Here is a 19018-nt window from a genome sequence, read left to right as displayed (position 1 = left end):
CATCTAGCCCACCCGCACCCTCGGGTCGAGGCCGGCGTGCAGCACGTCGGAGGCGAGCGAGGCGAGGAGCACGGCCAGCGCCGCGAAGCAGCTGATCGCCGCCACCGTGTTGACGTCGTTGGTGCGGATCGAGGCGACCAGTTCCTCTCCCATGCCGTGCCATCCGAAGACCGACTCGGTGATCGTGGCGCCGACCAGCAGCGAGCCGAAGGTGAACGCGAAGTAGGTCACCGCGGGGATCAGGGCGGTGCGCAGGGCGTGCTTGACGAGCGCGGTGCGCCTGCGCAGCCCCTTGGCCATGGCCGTGCGGACGAAGTCGGCGTCGAGCACGTCGAGCATCATGTTGCGCTGGTAGCGGCTGTAGACGGCGATCTGCCCGACGGCCAGCGAGACCGTCGGCAGGACCAGGTGCTTGACCCGGTCAAGCAGCCCGGCTCCGGCGCCGCCCTCGAGTCCCGGGGTGGCCTCGCCGCTGACCAGGAGGATCTGGACGCCGAGATGGTCGTTGAGCCAGATCGCCATGATGATCAGGATGTTCGCCAGCACGACGGTGGGGATGGCGAGCACCACGAAGGCGCCCGCGGTGGACAGCCGATCGAACCATCCGTACTGCCTCACCCCGGCGTAGGCCCCGACCAGGACGCCCGCCACGCTGCCGAGCACCACCCCGAGCAGGATGAGCCGCAGCGTGACGCCGAGGCGCCGCCCGAGCTCGTCGTTGACCCGCTCGCCGTTCCAGGTGCGCCCGAAGTCACCGTGCAGCACTCCACCGGCCCACACCAGGTAGCGCTCGAAGATCGGGGTGCGGTCGTTGAGGTTGTACTGCGAAAGCCGGGCTTCGACCACCGCGGCGGGCGGGCGGGGATTCCGGCCCTCGTAGTTGGAACGGGGATCGAGCGCGGTGGCGGCCAGCATGTACGCCAGGCTCGTGGCGACGGCGATCAACACCATGTAGTTGACCGACCGGCGAAGCAGGAATCCCGCCATCGCCCCCCTTCCGCCGATTGCCGCGTCGTGCCGGATCGTGCACCATCGAGGGCCGCCTGTGTCCCTCCGTGCCCATCCTGCTACATGCTGTAACCGTCCGGTGACAATAAAGTCGTCAATCGGGCCAGGTGTCGAGGGAAACTTCCCCATCGGCCGTCTGGTGACGGCCTGAGAGCCGGTGTCGTGCCTGCCGGCCGTGCCGATGCGAGCCGGTGGGTCTAGCGGTCGGCGAGCTCGTCGACGGCGGTGCGCACGTCGTCACTGGTGATCGTGGTGAGCTCCTCGGCGCTCGCGCCGCCACCGCGCCCCGCGAGCCGCACGTCGCGGCCGAGGGCCGCGCGCTCGAACAGCGACCGTGCGAAGCGGCCGTTGCCCAGCTCGTCGATCAGGCCCTCCGCGCAGACCCACGAGAACACATCGGCGAGGTCGCGCTCGGCGGAATCGTCGAAGCGGTCTCCCGACTGCTCCGCCAGCAGCCCGGCGATCTCGGTCAGCTCGGCGGGGCTGTAGGAGGGGAACGCCACACGCTGGTTGAACCTGCTGGCCAGGCCCGGGTTGGTGGCCAGGAAGCGCTCCATCTCGGAGGCGTACCCGGCGAGGATGATGACGAGACGGTCGCGGTCGTCCTCGGCGCGCTTGAGCAGGGTCTGCACGGCCTCGACGCCGAACGCGTCTCCCCCCTGGTAACCGCTGTTGACCAGGCTGTACGCCTCGTCGACGAACAGCACTCCGCCGAGCGCCCTGTCGACCAGCTCGTTGGTCTTGATCGCCGTGGCGCCGAGATGCTGGCCGACGAGCTCGGCCCGGGACGCCTCGACCACATCGGGGCGGGACAGCAGCCCGAGCGCGGCGAAAATGCGGCCCAGCACGCGGGCCACCGTGGTCTTCCCGGTGCCGGGCGGCCCGACGAACACGAAGTGCCGCATCTGCGGCGGGGCGGGCAGCCCCTGCTCCTGCCGCATCCGCGCGACGCGCAGCTGCGCCGCGATGGCCCGGACCTGCCGCTTGACCGGCTCCAGCCCGGCCATGCGGTCGAGGTCGGCCAGGGCCTCCTCAAGGCTGGGCGTGGCCTGGTAGCCGCGGAACCTGGCGGTGATCTCGTTGAACGCCTTGGTGAGGTCGACGGTGGTGGTGGTGACGAGATCCTCGCGACTCGGCGACCCTCCGGCGCCCACGACGCGCACGTCACGGGCCTGCGCCGCCCCCTCGATCAGGCTGCGCGCGAACCGCGCGTTGCCGAGCTCGTCGATGAGACCGCGCCGGTGGACGTCCTCGAACAGCCCGAGCAGCACCGGAGGGGCGTCCGGGGACAGCCGCTCGCCGCGCCTGGCCCGCAGCAGCTCGACGATGCGCAGCAGCTCGGGCGGGGAATAGGTGGGGAACTTGATGCGGGTGGAGAAGCGGGAGGACAGGCCCGGGTTGGAGGCGAGGAAGGTGGCCATCTCCTTCTCGTAACCGGCCAGGATGATGATGAGCCGCTCGCGGTCGTCCTCGGCGCGCTTCAGCAGGGTCTGCACGGCCTCCGCGCCGAACCTGTCGGGCTGGCCCTCGCCGGAGTTCATGAGGCTGTACGCCTCGTCGACGAACAGCACCCCTCCCAGCGCCTGGTCGATCAGCTCGTTGGTCTTGATGGCGGTGGCGCCGAGGTACTCCCCCACCAGGTCGGCCCGCTGCGCCTCCACGACATACGGGGTCTCCAGCAGGCCGAACGCGTAGAAGATCTTGGCGACCGTGCGCGCGACGGAGGTCTTGCCGGTGCCGGGCGGCCCCACGAAGACGAAGTGGCGCATCGGCTGCTCGGTGGAGTACCCGGCCTCAGCGCGCAGCCTGGACGCCTCGATCGAGGCCGCGATCGAGCGCACCTGCTCCTTCACGGGCTCCAGGCCGATCATGCTTTCGAGCTCGCCCAGAGCGTCCTCGACGGAGATCGGCGGCGGCGCGCCGCGCTCGGGCAGGCCGTCGCGCTCGCCGGCGCCGTCGCGGACGCGCTGCCGCGCCTGGGCGGCGGGCGCCTCCCCCTGCGCGGCCGCGAACCGGCGACGCGCCTGGCCCGCTTGGACGAGACGGTAGACCAGCACGGCGGCGGCCACGCCGTACGCCGCCCAGACCGCGGCCTCCGGCGAGAACGTGGCCACGGCGAAGGTCACCATGGCCACCGCGCCGAGCGCGGCCAGCGTGGTCACCCACGGCGTCACCCACCTGATCAGGTGGGCGGCGGCCCCGGCCACCACGCCGAGCAGGAGGAACAGGGTCGGCAGCGAGGAGTGCGGCTGCACGAAGTCGACCGTGACGATCATCACCGAGGACCATGCCACCACGACCAGCACGGTCGCGGCGGCACGGGGGAAACGCAGGGTCAGCTCGGCGAAGCCAAGAAGTAAGAGAGTGGTGACGAACGTGGAGAACAGGGACCATTCAAGAAAGAAGGCGAGAATGAGGACGCCGATGAGGACGGCGGCGAACATGGCCCGTCTCGTGCCACGGGAAAGCTGGAAATAACGTAGCCGGACGTGCTCGAACGCATCACGGGCCGCGGCGCGCCCCGCCGGCCGGGCCCTGTCGGAGTCCCGCATTTTGCCTCCCCGGTCGCCTCCCGGTTATACCGCACCAAGGCCTGAAGCGCGCGTCCCCGGCCCCGTGCCCTTCCCAACGCGCCGTCACTTATATACGAAGGCGGGAGTGGAACCGTTTCCGTACGACCGCGGAAACGGCGTGACCAGGGCCTCGGCCTAGGCGGCCCACGCGGCGCCAAGGCGTGCCGGGCACCGGCGACCGCGGGCCATCAGGGTCTGCGCGGGGAGGTCCGGGCCTCGTGGCGGCCGGGATACTCGCCGACGACGACGTGCTTGGGCGTCACCCGGAGCACGTCCTCCGCCGCGTCGGGCATCGCGATCCCGCGCACCTCGGCCCAGAAACGCCGCTCGATCGGGTCGGCGACGAAGACCGCCACCCGTGGGTCACGCTCGGCGGCTGCCCACGCCTCCTCCGCGGCGATCAGGCGCAGTTCCCCCGACCGGCTCACCGAGGTCACGGCCCCGACCGCGAGCGTGCGGGGACCGCCTGCGTCGGTGTAGGACAGCACGACGCTGCGGGAGTAGGTGAAGGCCCGCCGCACTTCGGGGCCGAGCACCACCGACGGGCTGACCTCGCCCGGCAGGCGGGGGCCGCAGCCCTCGCACAGGATCAGGGAGGCGCGCCAGGGCCCGGCCGACCCCCGCCACCAGGCGCGCGTGGCCCGCGCCGTGAAGGCGAGGACCACGACGAGGAGCGCGCCCACGACCGACCACCACGCCCGCTCGCCGATCCAGGGCGCGAGGCCCAGCGTGGGCACCGCTCCCGCCACCACCAGGGCGGCGCAGGACAGGAAGAGGAACACCAGCGCCACCGCCAGCCACCGGTCGGCCCGCAGGACGGCGCGTATCCGTGGACGCAGACCGCCGCGGTCGAGCACATAGAGCATCGCGACCGGGACGCAGACGGCCGCCAGCGCGGCGCGCCGTTCGGCGGCCACCAGGGGAAGCAGGGCCGGCACGGCCACCAGGAACCAGAGGCGCACGGTGACGATCCACAGGGTGACGCCGGTGTTCCGCAGCCCGACGCGTTCGGGCGGGGTGACGGTGAACTCGGCGAGCGCCCGTACGGGCCTGCCACGCCAGGCCTCGGCGAACACCCGCAGGAGCAGCACGGCCACCCCGTTGAAGAGCACGAGGCCGAACAGCCCCGCCCAGAACCCGCCCAGGAGGTCCTCCCACTGGACGAGCGTGGGCGCCGAACCGGCGGCGACCAGGGGGACGACCTCGCCCGCGAGCGACCAGGGCGGCAGGGTGGCCAGCGCCGCCACGTACGCCGCGATCACCAGGAGGGCGACCGACACCGCGACGCTGAGCCACAGGTCGCGGGCGAGCATGCCCGGCACGTACCTCCACACCGTGATCCTTCGCGCCTGGCGCACGGTGGCCGCCAGCACCAGGACCAGGACCGCCGCACCGCCGATGCGTGCCTGATCGTGCAGGTCGTACCAGAAGGCCAGGACGACGACGGCCGTGAGGGAGATCGCGAGCAGCACCCGTACCTGCCGGGTCCACACCTCAAGGGCGCGCCGGGCGCGACCGGTATCGCGGGGGTCGACCGTCCATGTCGGGTCGTGGTGGTCGCGGGACCGGTCCCAGCGCAGGAACGTCAGGCCGAGGTTGATCCGCCCGGCCGTGTGGTCGTCGTCCCTGCGCAGTGCGGCCCGGTAGGCCACGGCGGCCTGCTCGTGGTCGCCGCGCAGCAGGGCGAGGTCGCCGATCAGGACGTGCGGGTCGGGCTGCTCGGGGGCGAAGCGGACCGCCTGCTGGGCCTCGGCCCAGGAATCGCGCCACCGGCCGGGGAGCCTGCGAAGCGCGGAGCCCAGTCTTAGCCGCGCGGCCCAGGAGCCGGGTGCGAGCCGGACGGCGTCCTGAGCCGCAACGACCGCCTCGGAGTCGCGGCCGAGGCGTTCAAGGGCGAGACTCGCCAGCCGATGCCCCCACTCGCCGTCGGGATCACGCTCGACCGCCTCGCCTGCGGCCTCCAGCGCTCCCTCTGGCTGGTCTCGCGCCAGCCTCGCGACGGCGACCACACACCAAGCCCGGGGATCGGAGCGGTCTCGCGGGGGTGGCACCGGAGAGGGATCTGACTCGCTGGCGTTCCCCACGCCGTCATGGTCCGTTGCGGATCACCCGTTGCCTAGATGTCGGACATATACCTATAGCTCTCTAGAGAGGTACGCGGCACCCCAGCTTGATCACCCATCCCATGAGCCCCGGGAGATCGCGTGGACCGTATGCTGCTGCCGGGCGCCCGGGGTGACCGGGGGTTCGGTTCCGGACTTTCGACCGCGCTCGGGGAGCATCCGGATGGGCGCTCCAGGGCCGTTGTCCCAACCTGCTGAACAATCAACCGAGATGGCCTAAGCTGCCACGCATGTTCAGCAGGCCCCATCCCTTTGAGTAGGCAATGACCGTTTTGGGCACCCCGCCAGGCGTCCGTGTCAAGGGCACGACCATGGACCACCAGAGAAACCGGTGGTCGGTGCTCGCCTTGCTGTGCTTCAGCCTCCTGCTCATCGCCGTGGACGCCACGGTCCTGCACATCGCCGTGCCCGCGCTGACCGCCGCCCTGGAGCCGTCGGCCGTCGAACTGCTGTGGACCATCGACATCTACTCTCTGGTCGTCGCGCCGCTCCTGGTCACCTTCGGCACGCTCGGCGACAGATACGGCAAGCGGCGTTTCGTCCTCGCGGGCTACGTGGTCTTCGGGGTCGCCTCGCTCTCCGCCGCCTTCGCGAGCACCCCGACGGCCCTGATCGCCTCGCGGGCGCTCCTCGGCATCGGCGGAGCGATGATCATGCCGGCCACGCTGTCGATCATCCGGCAGGTCTTCACCGACCGCCGGGAGCGGGCCGTCGCCCTCGGCGTGTGGAGCGCGGTCGCCGCCGGGGGCGCCGCCGTCGGACCGCTGGTCGGCGGCGTCCTCGTGGAGCACTTCTGGTGGGGCGCGGTCTTCCTGATCAACGTCCCGCTGCTGGTGGTGGCGTTGCCGCTGGCCGTACGCCTGCTGCCGGCGTCGCGCGGCAACCCCTCCCACCGGTGGGACGCGCCGAGCGCCGTGCTGTCCACCCTCGGCATCCTCTTCCTCGCCTTCGGCCTGAAGGAGGCGGGGCACGGCACGACGCTGGGCCTGCTCCCCGCCCTCGCCGTCCTGGTGGCGGGCATCGGGTTGCTCGCGTGGTTCACCGCGCGCCAGCGGCGGCTCGCCCATCCCCTGCTCGACATCGGCCTGTTCGCCCAGCGCGGCTTCGCCATCGGTGTCCTGTGCGTGCTCCTCGCGGTGTTCGCACTGGTCGGCCTGGAGTTGATGCTCGCGCAGTACCTCCAGCTCGTCCTCGGCGACAGCCCGCTGCAGGCCGGGATACGCATGCTCCCCCTCATGGTCGCGGCCATCGCGGGCGGCCTGTGCGCCGCGCACCTCCTGCAACGCCTCGGCCTGCGCGCGACCATGGCAGGAGGGCTCGCCCTCGCCGGGCTGTCCCTCGCGCCGACCATGGCCTGGGGCACCGAGCAGCACCCGCTCCTGCTCTCCCTGTGCTTCGCGGGCATCGGCTTCGGCGTGGAGGTCGCGCTGCTCGCGGCCTCCGACACGATCATGGCCTCCGCGCCGGAGTCCCGCGCCGGCGGGGCGGCCTCGATCGAGGAGACCGCGTACGAGCTGGGCGCCGGCCTGGGGGTGGCCGTGCTCGGCACGATCACCACCATCGTGTACGCCCCGTCGCTGGGCAGCGTCCCGGGGGTCGAACCGGCGGCGATGGGACAGGCGAGAGAGTCGCTCGCCTCCGCCGCGCACGTCGCCGGAGAGGTGGGCGGGCCGGCCGGGCTCGCCCTCATGGACACCGCACGGGCCGCTTTCGTCACCGCCCTGCACTCCACCGTTCTGGTCAGCGTCCTGCTGCTGGGGGTGACCGCGCTCGCCGCCGCCGTCCTGCTGCCCCGCCGCGCCCCCGTCGAGGTCCACGCCGCCGAACGGGAGCGCGTCACCGTCTGAACCAGCCCCGTGTTGTGACACGGCCCCCGCTGAGTCGCTACCGCCTGTGCATGACAGGAGCGATACAGGGCAATTGTCTGTGCAACACGGACCGACCCCGAGAGAATGGCTACCGTGAGACGAACCTTTCAAGATCTCGCTTCGCTGGCCGCCCGGCTGGGCGTCGGCGGGATCTTCTTCGCGAACGGCTGGCACAAGCTCGAGTTCGGGCTGACCGCGACGAGCGAGCAGTTCGCGAAGATGGACGCCCCCGGCCCCGGCATCTGGGCCGCCTCCACCATGCTCATCGAGCTCATCGGAGGAGCGCTCCTGGTCGCGGGACTGGCGGTCCCGGCCTGCGGGCTGATCCTCTTCGCCGAGGCGCTCGCCGTGTTCGTACTCGTGAGCGGCGACACCGGGCTGCCGCTCACCGGTGGGGACATCAACCTCATCGTCGCCCTCGGGGCCGCGTCGGTTCTGCTGGCGGTGGTCGGGGCCGGGCGCCTGTCCATCGACCACCTGGTCGTGATCCGGCGGCGTGACGCCGAGGCCGCCGACGACATGGCGGCCGACGCCGAGGCGGACGATGTGATCTCCTCCTGGCGTGAAACGTCGGCGCCCAGGCCCGCCAAGGAGACCGGCCCGGGAGACACCTCGGCCGGAGGCACCGGGAGCACGGGCACCGGCGGTAAGGGAAGCACGGGAAGTACGGGGAGCACCGCCGGAAAGGGCCCTGTGACCTTTCCTGAGGAGCGGTCGCGGGCCGAGGACACCGCCGAGATCACCGCACCACGCAAGACCCGCCCTCGCCGCCCGGCCCGGCCCGCGGGCGCCCCGGAGGACGCCACGACCGAGAGCCCGAGCGACGCCCCCTCCACCCCCGCCGACAAGCGCGACCGCCTCGTCGCCGGTGGACGAAAGACCACCCCCGACCCGGAGTAGCGACCCGGCTCACCGGTCCCCGAAGGCCGCCCACGCCGTCTCCGGAGCGCGCTGAACGGTCCGGACGACCGGGCAGCCTCGGCCCTCCGTCCTATCCCCCGCGCTCCTCGGGTCGGACGGCGCCGAAGACGGTTCTCCGGAGGTTGATCCCCTCTAGCTCTTCGGCCGGCACTCCGGCGAGGACCAGCGTCTGCTCCGGGGTCATCGCGGCACCGCGTTCGTAGGCCGCGGCGAAGGCGGTCGCACCGACCAGGCCCTCCGCCAGCGCCGCGACCCGGGTCACATCGGGATCCCCGGGGAGCGCCACGCCGCGCATCGCCTCGCCCGCTCCGAGCAGCAGCGCGGCGCGCTCACCGTCGCCCCGCGACAGCGCCACCCCGGCCAGGCCTTCGACCGCACCGGCCGCCGCCGGGAGGCTACGCAGGCGCAGCCCGCTCTGGATGGCCTGAGTGTGCCAGGACTCCGCCTCGCTGAGGTCCCCCTCCGCCTCGGCGACCCGTCCGAGCGCGACCATGATGCGTGCTCGCAGCTCCTCCACGGTCACCCATTCGGAAGTGCACGCGCTCAACGCCATCTGGTAGAGCCGCCGGGCTTCGGCCAGGTCGCCACGGAGGCGGGCGATCTCCCCGAACCCCAGCTGCACCCCGGCCAGCGTCACCGGCATTCCCGCTCGGCGGGCGGTCTCACCGGCCCGCTCGTACGTCGCGTGCGCGGCGTCCAGGTCACCCTGGCGGAGCTGGACGTAGGCGACGCCGCACAGCAGCTCGGCCATGTCGTCCAGCGCGCCGAGCTGCCCGGCCAGCTCCAGGGCCTGCCCGGCCATCGCCAGCGAGGCCGCCTGGTCCCCCTGCCACTCGGCGACCTTGGACAGCGTGTCCAGCGCCGCCATCATCCCCCAGCGGTCGCCCACGGATCGGAAACGGCCGAGCGCGGCGGTCAGCTCCGACGCGGACTCGCTCACCTGCCCGCCGAAGAACTTGGTGAAGCCCTCGCCGAGACGGCCGAGCGCCTCGAACCACGCGTCCGCGCCGACGTACTGGTCCCAGGTGACGCCCTGGGAGTCGGCGGGGCCGGTCGCCAGCGCCCACAGGACCATCGTGAACCGCTGGCGCGGTGGCCGGGCCAGGGCGTGCATGATGGCCCTGGCGCGGTCCACGTACGGGCGCAGCGCCGGGTCGTGGAAGCCGTCCCTTCCGGCCAGCACCACGCAGGCGACGTACTCGTCCTCCAGGCCGGCGGGCGGCTCGGTGCCGATCACCCGCAGCAGTTCGGCCGCCGGCGGTGCCCCCTCGCTGGGCAGGCCCCGCAGCCACCAGTACACCGACAGATTCGCGAGCAACCCCAGCGCCACCGCCGGATCGGCGCCCACCGCCCACCGCAACGCCGCGTGCAGGTTCGCGTCCTCCGCCCCCAGCCTCCGCAGCCACTCCACCTGCTCGGCCCGCCGCAGGCACGGCTCCGCCTTCTCCGCCAGATCGGCGAAGAAGCGGGCGTGTGCCGCCCGCAGCCGGTCCGCCTCACCCGCGTGCTGGAGCTGCTCACCGCAGAACACGCGAATGGTGTCCAGCATCCGATATCGCCCGCCGCTCACCTCCACCAGCGACTTGTCCACCAGCCCCGCCAGCACCTCCACCACCCGCCCGACCACCAGCGGCCCCGGCTCTCCCCCCGAAACCCGCTGCGGCACCCGCCTCGCATCTTCCTCCGGCAGGGCGCACACGCCTTCCACTGCCGCGAGCGTCGCGCCGCCGCGGAACACCGTCAGGCGCCGGGCCAGCACCCGCTCCTCCTCGTCCAGCAGGTCCCAGCTCCACGCCACCACCGCCCGAAGCGTCCGGTGACGCGGCGCCGCCGTACGATCGCCCCGCGACAGCAGCCCGAACCGGTCCTGCCCGGCGTCGCCCTCGCCCGTACGGTCGGCCGCGCCGAGCCGGGTGGCGATCTCGTGCACCGGCAGTGACCTCAGCCGGGCGGCGGCCAGCTCGATGGCCAGCGGCAGGCCGTCCAGCGCGGCACAGATCCTCACGACGGTCTCGACGTTCCCCGCGTCCACCACGAAGTCCGGCGAGACGGCGGCGGCCCGGTCGGCGAACAGCCGTACAGCCGGATAAGCCTTCGCCTCCGCCACCGGCACCTGACCCGCCGGAAGCCCGAGCGGCGGAAGCGGGCACAGCGCCTCCCCCGTGATGTTCAGCGCCTCCCGGCTGGTGGCCAGCACCCGCACCCCGGCGCATCCGCCCAGCACCCGGCGGACCAGGCGTGCCGTCTCGTCGATCACGTGCTCGCAGTTGTCGAGGATCAGCAGCATCCTCTGGCCGGCCAGCGCGGCCAGCAGCCGCCCCACCACGTCAGAGGGCTCGGACGTCAGCGCCGACAGCTTCGTCTCCCGCAGGCCGAGGGCGCTCAGCACCGCCTGCGGCACGTGCGCTCCCTCCCCCAGCGGCGCCAGGTCGACGAAGCACACCTGGCCCTGCCCACGATCGCCGGCCTCCATGGCCAGCCGGGTCTTGCCGGCGCCGCCAGGCCCGATGAGCGTCACCAGCCGGCCGGAGTCCAGCAGCTTGCCGATCCGCCGAAGCTCCTCCTCCCGGCCCACGAAGCTGGTCAACTGGGCCGGCACGCCCTGCCAGGAGCCCTCGGCGGTAGCTGGGTGCCGCTCCGGCTCGCCCGAACGTCCGCCACCGCCACCGCCACCGCCAGAGAAACGCTCTCCACCGCCCGAGACACCCTCCCCACCGGGCGAGAACCGACCCCCGCCGCCCGAGACACCCTCCCCATCGCCCAAGAAACCCTCCCCGCCGCCCGAGGAACCCTCCCCGCCGCCCGAGAAACCCTCCCCACCGCCCGAGACACGTTCTCCGCCGGGTGAGAAACCGCCTCCGCCGGGCGAGGACGCCCGGTCCAGCGAGGGGTCGTTCCGCAGGACCGCCAGGTGCACCGCCGCTAGCTCGGCCGACGGGTCGGCACCGAGTTCCTCGGCCAGCACCCGCCGCCCGTCCTCGAACACCGCGAGCGCCTCGGCCTGCCGCCCGCATCCATGCAGTGCCCGCATCAGCAGTCCCCGTGGCCGCTCCCGCAGCGGATGGGCGGCCACCAGCTCGGCCAGCTCCGCGACGACCTCCCGATGGCCGCCGAGCGCCAGCCCGGCCTCGACCCGGTCCTCCACGGCGGCGAGCCGAAGCTCCTCCAGACCGGCCGCACGCGCCTCCGCGACGGGCACGTCCGCCAGCGCCGGGCCGCGCCACAACGCCAGCGCCTCCCTCAGCAGCGCGCTCGCCTGGAAGTGATCCCCCGCGGCGAGCGCACGCCGCCCTTCCCTGGCGAGGCGCTGGAACCGGTGGGCGTCGACCGATTCGGAGTCGACCGCGAGACGGTACCCCGAGGGGTGCAGCTCGACGAGACCGCCGCCCTCCGCGCCCAGACCTCGCCGCAGACGCGACACCTGGGACTGCAGCGCGTTGGCCGCGTCGCCTGGCGGGCTCTGGCCGTACAACCCGTCGATCAGCCGCTGCGTGCCGACGACCTGGCCGGCGTCGACCAGCAACAGCGCCAGCAGCCGGCGCACACGAGGTCCGCCCACGCCGGCGGGGCTCCCGTCGGAGAGCCACACTTCGGTCGAACCCAGGATGCCGAATAACACGCCCCTGATTGTCCCCCTATCGTGACCCTTCAGGCGCGAGCCTGGCGGCATCGTGACCTCACCATCAGCCAGGGGCGAAAGCATGCGCTATCTGGTGAGAAGAACGGAAAGATGACTGCATGCGCCTCCCCGGCTGGTTCGCCGAACGTATCGAACCCACCCCCCCGGAGGAGGAGCTCCGTGTCTCCACGCTGGAGCTCTTCTTCGACCTCGTCTTCGTCTTCGTCGTCACCCAGCGAATCCCGAGCAGCAGCGGGATGGGTCCCGGCCACTCCTGAGCCCGCAGGCTGACCCAGGTCCGCACCAGGACCGCCGAGCCGTGTCCCGGCCCGTTAGGAACGTCTGGATCCCATGGGCCGGCGGTTCGCGCGGCGGAGGTCGAGGGCTCCGGCGATTATGGTTTTCTGGATCTCTGATGTGCCCTCGTAGATGCGTAGCGACCTGATCTGGCGGTACAGGCGTTCGGTGACGCTGCCGGCGACCAGGCCCGCGGCGCCGAAGATCTGCACGGCGTCGTCCACGATCTCCTGGGCCGCCTCGGTCGCGTACAGCTTGGCGATGCTCGAATGCTTGCCGAAGCTCCGGTTGCCCTGGTCCAGTTCCCAGGCGGCGCGCGTGACGAGCAGGGCGGCGGCGTTGAGCTTGACCTCGAAACCGGCGAAGGTCTCCTTCACCGTCGGCAGGTCCAGCAGCCTGCCGCCGTTCATCGGCCTGCTCCTCGCCCGTGCCAGCGCGGCGTCGGACGCGCGGCGGGCGAAGCCGATCGCGGCGGCGCCCACGGTCATGCGGAACCGCGCGAGCACGTCCATCGCGATGACGAAGCCGCCGCACGGGCGTCCGAGCACGCTGTCCGCCGGGACGTAGCAGTCCTCGAACGCCAGATGGGCGAAGGAGCGCGGGGCGATCGCCGCGATCCTCTCCCGCACGCGCACCCCGGGTGCCGTGGCGGGGACCAGGAAGGCCGTCAGGCCCAGAGCGCCCGGCGCCTCACCGGTGCGCGCGATGACACAGTGCACATCGGCGATGCCGCCGTTGGCGATCCAGGCCTTGTGGCCGTTGAGGACGTAGCCGTCCCCCGCCCGTTCGGCCCGTAACCCGATGGCCGCGACGTCCGACCCCGCTTCCTCCTCGGAGATCGCGAACGACGAGACGATCTCCCCGCTCGCCAGGCCCGGGAGATAGCGCCGTCGCTGCCCCTCCGAGCCGTACCGCAGGATCGGTGTCGCGGACAGCGCCTGGATGGAGAACGCGTAGTCGGCCAGGTCGTCGGCGTAGGCGAGCGCCTCCCGCATGAGGCAGAGCGACCGGGCGTCCCCTTCCATGGCCTGGCCGGGGGTGGCCGCCGGATCCAGGAAGGCCAGCCAGCCATCCTCTCCCAGTGCCCGGATGATGCCCAGTCCGGTGCGCTCCGGGTCGCGCTCGGAGGTCGTCCAGAGGTCGCCCCTGGTGTCGCACCACTCGCTGATCCGGTGCGCGAGCGCCATGTGGCGCGGTTCGTAGAACGGGAGCCCGAGGATCGCCTCGTCGAAGCAGGACCCGGTGGTCACGGGCGTCGCCACGGCGACGGGATCGATCATCAGATCACCAGGTCGACGTTCCCGGAGTCCGCCGGCGAGACGGCTTCCGCCGGCGGGGCGGCGGCGGACGCCGACGCGGCGGAGGCGGGCTGTGTGCTGATGAGCCGGTGCTCGGGGTAGAAGGCGAAGGCCGCGTAGCCCCGCCAGACGCGACGCCACTCCTCCTGGACGAACGCCGCGCCGTGGCCGCGTTCCACCTCGTCGAGATAGGAGATTATGGCGTCCACCGACTGCCGGGAATGACCGGCCGAGACGTTGTCGATGGACAGATGCGCCTCTTCGTAGGCGATGTCGAACCCGTGGGCGCGCAGCTTCTCGATCTCGTGCATGCGCAGTTCCCCGAGACCGTACATCTCGATCGCGAGGTTGTATCCGAGGATCTCGCTGTAGAAGCTGTCCGGGAACAGCGACATGCACATCTGCCGGATCGTGAAGTCGTAGGGATGGTCCGGGAGGATCTCCTGGTCGCGGAACGCGGCGTCGCGGACATGCGGCAGGCGGATCGAGAGGCTGTCCATCACCCGGTGGATCAGCGTCACATGGTTCTTCTCCAGCTCGCCGCGCCCCATCTCGTCCGCGTAGATCGCGAACAGCAGGTCGTCGCTCCGCCGCTTGAAGCGCCCGAGGTTGGCGATCCTGTGCGACCAGGCGGCCTCGATCAGGTTGCCGAGGGCCATCGTCATCTGATGGAAGATCACGTTCTCGCGGTCGGGGATCTCCTCCAGCGGCCGGTAGGGGTTGATGAGCTTATCCCAGTAGATGCTGTCGACCCGGGCGCGCAGCGCTTCAGGGGTGTAGGGGAAGTAGCTGGCGTCGGTGTACTTGCCGCCCGCACCGCAGGTGAACAGGATCTCCCCGGCGTCGAAGCTCTCCTCGGCGCGCCGGCGGGCCAGTTCCAGCGTGTTCGGGAAGCGCTCGATGTTCACCAGGCGGTAGAGCAGCTCCCGGTCGTCGAGCGTGGGCGGCTCGGCGTAGACCACATCGTCCGGTTCGTACCCGATGACCGCCTCGTGCCGGCGCGCGGCCGTGGCGTCGCCCACGCGGTTGACCGGGATCACGACCTCGGGGAGGTTGCCGGCCTGGACCTCCGCCACCCACGCTCGGAGGGTCCTCGCCTCGCGCTCGTCGAAGACGGCGAACATCGATCCGCCGAACTTGATGGCGTCCAGGAAGCGGCAGCCCCCCGTGGGACCGGGCTTCAGATGGCGGGAGCCGCGGAACTCGGTGATGAACGCGGCGAGGTCGAAGCCGGGGTCGTCGAAGGTGTCGGTGAGCGAGCGGCGGCCCAGGCGCACGTCGCGGTGCATCGGACCGGCGAACGGGGCGTGCCGCATGACGATCTCGGCCACGCGCGCGTCCAGCGGCAGCTCACCGCGCCAGGCGGCGAGCTCGGCCAGCATGTCCACGTGCTCGCGTTCCAGCTTCAGGACCAGGCGGATGGCCGCGAGCAGCCGCCGCCGCTCGGCCACCCCGTTGGGGGAAGGCCTGGTCAGGTCGAGGTACTGGGCCAGCGATGCGCGCAGCATCGGCTCGGAGAGGGGTTCGGGCGTGCCGGCGAGCAGACCGTCGACGCCGAGGGCGAGGAAGGCGTAATGCACCCCGACCACCTCGGGAAGGAAGCTGGCCGGCAGCCGCGAGAGCGCGACGTAGAAGGAGGCGTGCGCGGCGGTCAGCGGACGGGTCCGCGCCTCGGCGAGGAACTCCTCGGCGTCGATCTCCGGCAGGTAGACCTCGGCGTCTTCGAGAGCCCGCCGCAGCACGTAGTACGACGAGCGCAGCCGGTTCCCCTCCCCCTTGAGGATGAAGTGGTGCCTGACCAGGTGGTTCACGATCACGGAGGGCTGGGTCGCGGGCTGGGAGATCGTGTCCAGCCAGCAGCCGCCGACCAGGCCGACCGGTGCGCGCTGCCGCAGCACGGTCTCGAAGACGTCCGGCTCGTACTGCCGCACGGCCTTCATGGCCGTGGCCAGCTCGTCACGCACGCTGAGGACGCGCGCGGCGATGGCGTCCGCGTCCGCGGACTCCCCGCCCATGAGGGCCGCGTCCCCGGCCTCGTCGCCTGCGGCCTCCTGGAGGAACGCTCCGATGATCTTCCGGGCCACGAGCAGGCCCGCCTCCGACTCCTGGTCCCGTATGAGACTCCGGAAGACGGCTTCTGGGCCTTCGGACAGGGTGGCGCGGGCCGTGGCCTCGGCCCCCGGGCTGAACTCGAAGGGCAGCTCGGGCATGGACGCCATCAGGTCAGGTAGTTCGAAGATGGGCAGCGACATCATTGACTCTCCGCTCAGGGGGCGACTTTCCGCAGCAGGACGCCGATCCGCGATCCCGGAACGCTTGACGCGAGCATGGAGAAGCAGCCGTCACGCACGTGACCGGCCGCTGTCCTGTCGACCAGATTGATGATCGGGTCCGCCGCGAAGCAGTGCCCGACCCGAGGAATGTTGCCGGTGTAGAGCTGCTCCGGCGTGAAGCCCGCCTGCATCTCCTTCATCATGACGATCGGCTTGAAGACGTTGCCGTGCATCAGGGCGGAGACGTCCTGGAGCTTCATGCCGAGCGGCTCCAGCAACCGCTCGTTCACCTGGCGTGCGAGGTCGGAGCTGATCTCGTTGGACCAGTCCAGCTCGCCGGCCTCGTGCGCCGCGGCGCAGGACATGAGTTCGTGGCCGCCGGGCTCGCGGGTGACCAGGCAACTCGCCGCCCCGTCGCTGAAGATGGCGAACTTCTCCATGCGGGTGTCCTCGTCGGCGCGGTCGGTGGTGACGACGAGCACGTGCCGGCGACGGCCGCTCGCCACCAGGGCGTCCGCGACCTGGATGGCGGCGAGGAGATTCGTGCAGCGATTCAGCGTGAGGCCGGTGAAGTCGGCTCCCTCCAGGCCGATCCCCCTCATGATCGTTTCGACGAAGCGTCCATGGGCTCGGGTGTCCGCCGGGAAGCCGGTGGAGCACAGGACCAGCCCGTCGATGGAGGAGGGGTCGATCGCGGCCGCGCGCACCGTGGCCGCTCCGCTCTCGACGGCCATCGACTCGATGGTCCTCTCGGTACGGCGGACGCGTCCCCATCCCCACAGGCCCGGTTTCGGCAGCAGGCGGAACTCCTCGATCCGCGCCTGGAGGCCCGCTATCGCCGTGTGGTCCTCGTCGATCTCGCCGAGCACGTAGTGCGGTGCGGTGAGGAAGACGGGGATGGATGACCTGGTCGTCACGGTCTAGATCACTTCGACGTGCTGCTGGGAAGGCGCGGCGCCGCCCGTTCCACCGAGGACGAGGGGCCGCAGGACGTCGGTGACGGCGGTGGGGCGCTTGTCAAGGTAGAAGTGGTCTCCCTCGGTCCAGTGGCATTCGGGCACCGTCTCGCACTCCTCGCGCCAGGCGGTGAGCCCCGGCCCGTCGACGTGCGGATCGTCACGTCCGCAGATGAGCGAGACGCCGACGGACAGGGGCGCCTGCGGCCGGTACCGATACTCGGCGAGCAGGCGGACGTCCTCCCGCATGTCGGCGAGCAGCAGATCCTGCACCTCCTCGTCGGCGGCGGCGAACTCGGCGGACAGGCCGAGGAACGAGGCCGCCTCCACGGCGAAGGCCCGCCCGTGGTTGGTGTTCGACCAGACGATGTAGTCGGAGGGGTTGAGCCTCGGAGCGGCGCAGCCGGACACGACGAGATGGCGCAGCGCCGGAAGGCCGCGGAGACGCCGGGCGACCTCGAACGCCAGCAGCCCGCCGAGGCTGTGGCCGAACAGGTAGACCGGCAGGCCGGCATGTGCGGCGATGGCCGCCGCCGCCCCGTCGGCCAGTTCGCCGACGGTGGCGGGCGACGGTTCCTCGCAGCGGTGCGCCCGCCCCGGCACGCAGACCGCGACGATCTCCGCGTCGGCTCCCATGTCCGGCTGCCATCCGAGGAAGGTGCGGGGGTTCCCCCCCGCGGGAGGGAAGCAGAAGACACGGGCGGCCGGCGCGGATCGCGTCCCGGCGGACAGGAACCAGGGCGAGTCGAGCATGGGAGAGGTCACTTCGAGTCCGCCGCCGCCGAACGGACAGGGGTGACGTCCGGCTCCTGCCCCTCCGGCCCGACGGCCGCCTCGTCGGGGGCGGGAACCGGGTCCGGCGCCGGACTCGCGGGGTGCGGCTTGCTCCGCCCCCGGGAGACGGTGACACCGGCGAGGCACAGGGCGCCGCCGACGAAGGTCAGCAAGGCGGGCACCTCGCCCAGCGCGATCCACGAGATCAGCACCGTGAGGACCGGCACCACGTACGTGGTGGCTCCGAGGGTGCCGGCGCTGAGCCGCGACAGCGCGTACGCCCAGGTGGTGAAGGCCAGCGCGGTCGGGAACGCGCCGAGGAACATGACGTTCAGCAGCGCGGACGCAGGCGCCTCGCCCACCTCGCCCACGAACTGCCCGGCGAAGGGCAGGCAGGCCACGGCCGCGACGACGCACCCGAACAGGGTGGCCTGCAGCGGCGAGGCGTGCCGGAGCGCGGGCTTCTGGCAGACGACGCCCCCGGCGAAGGCCACGGCCGCGAGCAGGCACAGCAGTACGCCCCTGACGGAGGATCCTTCGCCGGTCGACACCGAGATCCCCACCACGACGGTGCCGGCGAAGGCCACCGCGATCCCGGCGAGCAACCGGCGGCTGATGCCCTCCTTGAGCAGCCAGCTCCCGAGGAGCGCGACGAGGACCGGCCCGATGCCGAGGAGCAGCGCGGCGGTGCCGGCGTCCACTTCGTGCTCGCCCCAGTTCAGGGCCACCATGTAGAGCCCGAACCACAGGAGGCCGGAGCCGAGGATTCCCGGCCACGCGGCGCGGGGGGGCAGCCCTTCGCGGCGGACCAGCAGGATCCCGCCGAGCACGATCGATCCCACAAGCATGCGGCCGAGCGCCAGCGCCCCCGGGGAGAAGTGCGGCGCGGCGCTGCGGATGGAGACGAAAGCGGACGCCCAGAGCAGCATCGTTACCGCCGCCGCCGCGAGCGCCCACCGCTCGGCGCGGACCCCCGTGGTGATGGTCTGACTCATGCGAAATCAGAGCTCCAGATCCTGACCGGTGTCGTTCGAGGGCGGCCTGACGAGACCGGCCGCGGCCCCGGCCGTGAGCCGGGATCTCGCGAACGGCTCGCCCGCCCGCCGTGGAGCGGATCCTTGCGATCCCTTCGGATCCCAATCTGGGCGATCTGCCCGGTGCTTCGGTATGGGTTGTCAGGAACATGCCATGATCGCCTGCCGCTCCGGAGCCTCCCGGCTGGCAGGTAGTGGAAACGCGGCTTGTGGGGCTCCGGCGGGGCGGCCTACATTCGCCCCACCCATCGGCGCGAGGCTCTCGAGCGGCGAC

Annotated in this window: 12 protein-coding genes; 3 read left to right on the top strand and 9 right to left on the bottom strand. The window is 71.9% G+C overall.

The window, feature by feature from the left end:
* Positions 1-3: 3 nt before the first annotated feature.
* The 3 genes from ABD810_RS15220 to ABD810_RS15210 form a co-directional block, all read right to left on the bottom strand.
* Positions 4-987 (bottom strand): ABC transporter permease, encoded by a 984-nt coding sequence (locus ABD810_RS15220; protein ID WP_344939461.1) that lies wholly within the window; start codon positions 985-987, stop codon positions 4-6.
* 218 nt (positions 988-1205) lie between these two features.
* Entirely contained in the window at positions 1206-3560 is a 2355-nt protein-coding gene (locus ABD810_RS15215; RefSeq protein ID WP_344939459.1) for an AAA family ATPase, read from the bottom strand.
* Between the two features lie 209 nt (positions 3561-3769).
* Positions 3770-5590 carry a hypothetical protein gene (locus ABD810_RS15210; protein ID WP_344939456.1) on the bottom strand — a complete coding sequence of 607 codons (1821 nt, stop codon included), beginning with the start codon at positions 5588-5590 and terminating at the stop codon, positions 3770-3772.
* A 377-nt stretch (positions 5591-5967) separates the two neighbouring features.
* Between ABD810_RS15210 and ABD810_RS15205 the strand changes: the two genes are divergently transcribed.
* Positions 5968-7551, top strand: coding sequence for an MFS transporter (locus ABD810_RS15205; protein ID WP_344939454.1), 1584 nt, complete (start codon positions 5968-5970; stop codon positions 7549-7551).
* A gap of 114 nt (positions 7552-7665) precedes the next feature.
* Complete coding sequence (locus ABD810_RS15200) at positions 7666-8472, top strand: DoxX family protein (protein ID WP_344939452.1); 807 nt, start codon at positions 7666-7668, stop codon at positions 8470-8472.
* Positions 8473-8563: 91 nt separating this feature from the next.
* On the opposite strand, the gene ABD810_RS15195 is transcribed toward ABD810_RS15200, so the two are convergent.
* On the bottom strand, positions 8564-12052 hold the full coding sequence (locus tag ABD810_RS15195; protein ID WP_344939450.1) for an AfsR/SARP family transcriptional regulator: 3489 nt from the start codon (positions 12050-12052) through the stop codon (positions 8564-8566).
* A 179-nt stretch (positions 12053-12231) separates the two neighbouring features.
* Between ABD810_RS15195 and ABD810_RS15190 the strand changes: the two genes are divergently transcribed.
* Positions 12232-12390 carry a hypothetical protein gene (locus ABD810_RS15190; protein ID WP_344939448.1) on the top strand — a complete coding sequence of 53 codons (159 nt, stop codon included), beginning with the start codon at positions 12232-12234 and terminating at the stop codon, positions 12388-12390.
* 54 nt (positions 12391-12444) lie between these two features.
* On the opposite strand, the gene ABD810_RS15185 is transcribed toward ABD810_RS15190, so the two are convergent.
* The 5 genes from ABD810_RS15185 to ABD810_RS15165 are packed head-to-tail and all read right to left on the bottom strand — an operon-like array spanning position 12445 to position 18705.
* Positions 12445-13689: an acyl-CoA dehydrogenase family protein gene (locus ABD810_RS15185; RefSeq protein ID WP_344939445.1), complete on the bottom strand. Its 1245-nt coding sequence runs from the start codon at positions 13687-13689 to the stop codon at positions 12445-12447.
* The gene (locus tag ABD810_RS15180; protein WP_344939442.1) at positions 13689-15962 is read right to left on the bottom strand and encodes an iron-containing redox enzyme family protein; all 2274 of its coding nucleotides are present in this window, start codon (positions 15960-15962) and stop codon (positions 13689-13691) included. The genes ABD810_RS15185 and ABD810_RS15180 overlap by 1 nt, the downstream gene beginning before the upstream one ends.
* Before the next feature lie 11 nt (positions 15963-15973).
* A complete protein-coding gene (locus tag ABD810_RS15175; protein WP_344939440.1) occupies positions 15974-16897 on the bottom strand; it encodes a beta-ketoacyl-[acyl-carrier-protein] synthase family protein in 924 nt (307 codons plus the stop codon).
* A 3-nt stretch (positions 16898-16900) separates the two neighbouring features.
* The gene (locus ABD810_RS15170; protein WP_344939438.1) at positions 16901-17701 is read right to left on the bottom strand and encodes a thioesterase II family protein; all 801 of its coding nucleotides are present in this window, start codon (positions 17699-17701) and stop codon (positions 16901-16903) included.
* Entirely contained in the window at positions 17698-18705 is a 1008-nt protein-coding gene (locus ABD810_RS15165) for a DMT family transporter (protein WP_344939436.1), read from the bottom strand. The genes ABD810_RS15170 and ABD810_RS15165 overlap by 4 nt, the downstream gene beginning before the upstream one ends.
* Positions 18706-19018 lie beyond the last annotated feature (313 nt).

Source organism: Sphaerisporangium flaviroseum, from assembly GCF_039537005.1.
Lineage (GTDB): Bacteria > Actinomycetota > Actinomycetes > Streptosporangiales > Streptosporangiaceae > Sphaerisporangium > Sphaerisporangium flaviroseum.
Note: the sequence above shows the minus strand (reverse complement) of the source record. Positions and strands in the feature narration are given on the sequence as shown.